The following is a 3,667-nucleotide window of genomic DNA, read 5'->3' as shown; positions in this document are numbered from 1 at the left end:
GATGGTGAGTCGGGACCAACGGCGGTCGTCGGCTGATAGTCCGTTTGGAAGGGCGGGCACCGCTGTGTTCGATGCGGGGCGCCTGGGAGCGTCGGAGCGGAAGCCGGCAGCCGTGTCGGGGCCGATGGTGAGTCGGGACCAACGGCGGTCGTCGGCTGATAGTCCGTTTGGAAGGGCGTCGGGTGGGTGCTACCAATTCCAGGTGACTGTGTTCGTGTGTGCGGCCTGTGATCGTCCGATCGCGGGGCCGTTGACCAAGCTGCCCGAGGTGCCAGCGCGTTCGATGGATCAAGGGTTTCCCAAAGCGGACGGATCACGTCGGGCTACTCCCACCCTGCCACTCGGCTTCTTCGCTCTGGAACCCGAGCCGTGGGGCGCCCCGCTCGTCCCCTCCGACGAATGTCGGGAAGTCTTCGCCGGCGGGCCCTGCCTCGGTGACCCGGACGGCGACGGATTCCTGGTGTCCGCAGGCCCCCGGAGCACGGTCGTCCTGCACCCGCAGGACGCACCGGGACTTCAGCCGCATCCTGACTGGAAGTAGCATTCCGGGGGATGCTGCGGCCTCGACGGCCAAAGCGGTATGAACCAACTGTGCCCCTGCGGTGTGGAGGTGGGCACGCTGATCAGCGAGTGCAACACCGCCTACGAACTGCACCTGGACCCTGGCCGGGTGCGCTCGACCACAGACTGAGCCGGCGAGCCGCCTGCCCGTGGCCGCCACCCTGGCCTTGGCCGGTCCCGCTGATCTGTGCGGGTTGTCGAGGGCTTGTATTCAGGCGGCAGCTACGGCGGCCTGGCGCTGGGCAGCGGTGCCGGCCAGGCGGAAGGACTGGGTTTCGGTCTCGATGATGTGGGCCTCGAAGGTGAGCCGGTCGACGATCGCCTGGCAGAGCCGCTTCTCGGTGAAGGTCTGGTCCCACTCGGTGAAGGGCCGGCTGGAAGCGATCGCTACGTGCGGACTTCACAGAATCGCGCTTGATCCAATTTTCGGTGGCCGCCGTCGCCGAACCTCGATCGCCGCGACTGGGAGACCGGCAACACACCCAGAAGTTGAACCAGATCCCGGTCTCGTGAGCACCGCCAGCGGGGGAGACTGTCGGTGCCGCCCAGCACTATCGCGGTATGCATACCGAGATGGCAGACGCCAGCGCCCACCCAGGCCGGAACTTCCATGCTCTGGTCGAGGCCGGCGCTGTGCTGTACATCGCAGAGTACGACGAGCTGAATGCCCTGAAGGTAGGTGTCACAAGCCGGGCCAGTCGCACCAGCCGGGTTCGACGGCATGCCCGACACGGGTGGCGCACGACGGCTGAGATCGTCTTCGACGACGGACGGCAGGCCTTCGTCGCGGAGCAGGCCATCCTGGCGTTCCTGCGAGCGTGCGGTGCGCGGGAAACCCTCAGGCAAGACCAGCTGCCACAAGGCGGCTACACGGAGACCATCGCCTTCTCCCGACAGGCGGGCCTAAGTGCCGATCAACTGCTCGCGATCGCTCGAGTCGCCACCGGGATTGTGAAAGCCACCCGGAGCGCGCCCTACACACTCCGGGCGACGGTCAATCAGCTGGAGTCAGCCGTTGCTGAAGCAACCGAGGAAGTCCGGTCTCTGCGCCGCGCCGGCCGTCGGCGGGAGGCAGACAAGTTGGCCGCCGAGGTGAGGACTCAACTCGAACAGATCGCCAAGTGGTGCGACACCATGATCGACGCCGTACAGGGCCGACTGGCCGTCTCGACCACACCGGAGTAGGCAGGGCCTGCGGCTGCGGGTCGACCACCCTCCACCGGCGGCGAGCCGGAAACCTCCACAGACCCACGGAGATCGTTCACGGAACGGAACTTGAGTCAGAACCTGTTCTCGCGGACAGAGCCACACTGACAGTCGTGACGGACAAGGTCCGTCCGACAGCCCCTCCCCCGCTCCCGAAGGGCTCCGAGGCGCCGCACCACCCACCGTGCCCGGTGGACACAGCGGAGGTGGCGCTGCTCCTGAGATCGAGCAGCGTCCGACCGAACCAATCACGAGAACCGGCAGCGTCTCGTGATCGCGAAGCCCATCGCTCGGAGGTGGCCCGGGCTCGCGCACGTTCGTGTCTGTTTCCCGCCGGACAACGGCCTCACCTGCTGGTTTTCTGAGGGGCATGTCCAACGCAAGCAAGTCCTCGCTCTTCCGATCCCTCCACACGCCCGCTCGCCCACTCGCACTCGCGAACGCCTGGGACGTCGCCAGCGCCCGCGTCATCGAAGCCGCAGGGGCGACCGCGATCGCCACCACCAGCGCCGGAGTGGCCTGGTCGCTCGGCGCCCCGGACGGGGACCGCGTCCCCCGGGGCCCCGTGCTGGACGCCATCGCCCGCATCGCGTCGGCGGTCACCGTCCCGGTGACCGCCGACATCGAAGCCGGCTACGGACAGAACCCCGCCGAGGTCGCGGAGACCGTCACGCGGGTACTGGAAGCCGGCGTGGTGGGCATCAACATCGAGGACGGCACCCGCCCCCCGGGCACGCTCGTCGACCGGCTCGCGGCCACCCGCGGTGCAGCGCAGAGGGCGGGCGTCGACCTGTTCGTCAACGCCCGCATCGACACCTACCTGCTCGGACTGGGCGACCCCGCCACCCGGCTGCAGGACACACTGGGACGGGCACGCTCCTACATCGACGCCGGGGCAGACGGGATCTTCGTCCCCGGCGTCACGGACCCCGGCGTCATCAAGGACCTGGCCGCAGGGCTGACGGTCCCCCTCAACATCATGGCGGGGCCGGGCACCGTGCCGGTGGACGAGCTGGGTGCCCTCGGCGTGGCCCGTGTCAGCCTCGGTTCGAGCGTGGCGCAGGCCGCCTACGCCGTGGCACGGCATGCGGCGCTCGAACTGCACCGCGTCGGCGGCTACGACTGCCTCCGGCAGACCATCGACTACCCGGAGCTCAACAGCCTGTTCACCGCGACCGGCTGACCACCCCCGGCTGCACGCCCGGGGCAGTCCGGACGCGGTGTGCCCTGCTCCCTCGGCCCTCCCCGCGAGCGCGTGCCGTCAGCCGCCGGTGGGGGGTTTGGGGAGTGCGCGGTGGGCGTACCAGGCCTCGCGGGCCTGGGCGCGAGTGCCGGTCGGGTTCGTACGGTGCCAGGCGCTGGTGAAGCGGTTGAACTCGAACTGCTCCCCGATCTCGCGGGGCCGGAGTATCTCCGGGCGTGTGGAATGCCAGTGGGTCACCGCATCGGCCAGGGTCAGGCCGGCTCCCCGGGCGATGAACTCGCGCATGAAGGCGTCGAAGTGGAAGCCGGGGCCGATCGTTCCGACGAAGTACTCCCGTAGGACCTGGCTGCACCGCTGGCCCGGCGGGATCACCGTGTCGCCGTCAACGGGCGCGGCCAGCTGCGCGGTCGCCCGGGAACGGCCCGCCGGGGTGGCCGGTAGCGGCAGGCCGTCCAGTGCCGCGGCGAGCCGGGCGGTGAGCGCCGCCTTTCCGCCGTGCCGCGCGACGTCCATCGAGCGGGCGAGAACCGTCAGCTCGTCCAGCGTCCAGTACCAGCGCAGCAGTTCGTCGCCGGTGAGGCCGGCCGTCAGCGGGGGCCTGGACTCGATGATTGTCGTACTGGTGTTCCGGCTCTCGATCACGGTCGTGATTCTGCCGGATCCTGTTCAGGGGGTCCGTCCCCGCACTCTCCCTCC

General features: G+C 69.3%; 4 protein-coding genes. 2 read left to right on the top strand and 2 right to left on the bottom strand.

The window, feature by feature from the left end; all coding sequences use genetic code 11:
• Nucleotides 1–772 precede the first annotated feature (772 nt).
• Nucleotides 773–946: an ATP-binding protein gene (locus ACIQOV_RS32460; protein ID WP_331768886.1), complete on the bottom strand. Its 174-nt coding sequence runs from the start codon at nucleotides 944–946 to the stop codon at nucleotides 773–775.
• Nucleotides 947–1,134: 188 nt separating this feature from the next.
• On the opposite strand from ACIQOV_RS32460, the gene ACIQOV_RS32455 reads away from it, so the two are divergent.
• On the top strand, nucleotides 1,135–1,746 hold the full coding sequence (locus ACIQOV_RS32455; RefSeq protein ID WP_331768792.1) for a hypothetical protein: 612 nt from the start codon (nucleotides 1,135–1,137) through the stop codon (nucleotides 1,744–1,746).
• A 391-nt stretch (nucleotides 1,747–2,137) separates the two neighbouring features.
• Nucleotides 2,138–2,950: an isocitrate lyase/phosphoenolpyruvate mutase family protein gene (locus ACIQOV_RS32450; protein ID WP_401054288.1), complete on the top strand. Its 813-nt coding sequence runs from the start codon at nucleotides 2,138–2,140 to the stop codon at nucleotides 2,948–2,950.
• 78 nt (nucleotides 2,951–3,028) lie between these two features.
• On the opposite strand, the gene ACIQOV_RS32445 is transcribed toward ACIQOV_RS32450, so the two are convergent.
• Nucleotides 3,029–3,613, bottom strand: coding sequence for a DUF6434 domain-containing protein (locus ACIQOV_RS32445; protein WP_331768790.1), 585 nt, complete (start codon nucleotides 3,611–3,613; stop codon nucleotides 3,029–3,031).
• Between the last annotated feature and the right edge of the window lie 54 nt (nucleotides 3,614–3,667).

Origin of the sequence: Kitasatospora sp. NPDC091257 (assembly GCF_044757675.1) — a bacterium.
Classification (GTDB): Bacteria; Actinomycetota; Actinomycetes; order Streptomycetales; family Streptomycetaceae; genus Kitasatospora; species Kitasatospora lactacystinica.
This window is presented reverse-complemented; position numbering and strand designations above follow the sequence as displayed.

Coding starts and splice junctions, on each gene's coding strand:
- ACIQOV_RS32450 (WP_401054288.1), top strand. CDS start 2,138: ATGTCCAACGCAAGCAAGTCCTCGCTCTTCCGATCCCTCCACACGCCC.
- ACIQOV_RS32455 (WP_331768792.1), top strand. CDS start 1,135: ATGGCAGACGCCAGCGCCCACCCAGGCCGGAACTTCCATGCTCTGGTC.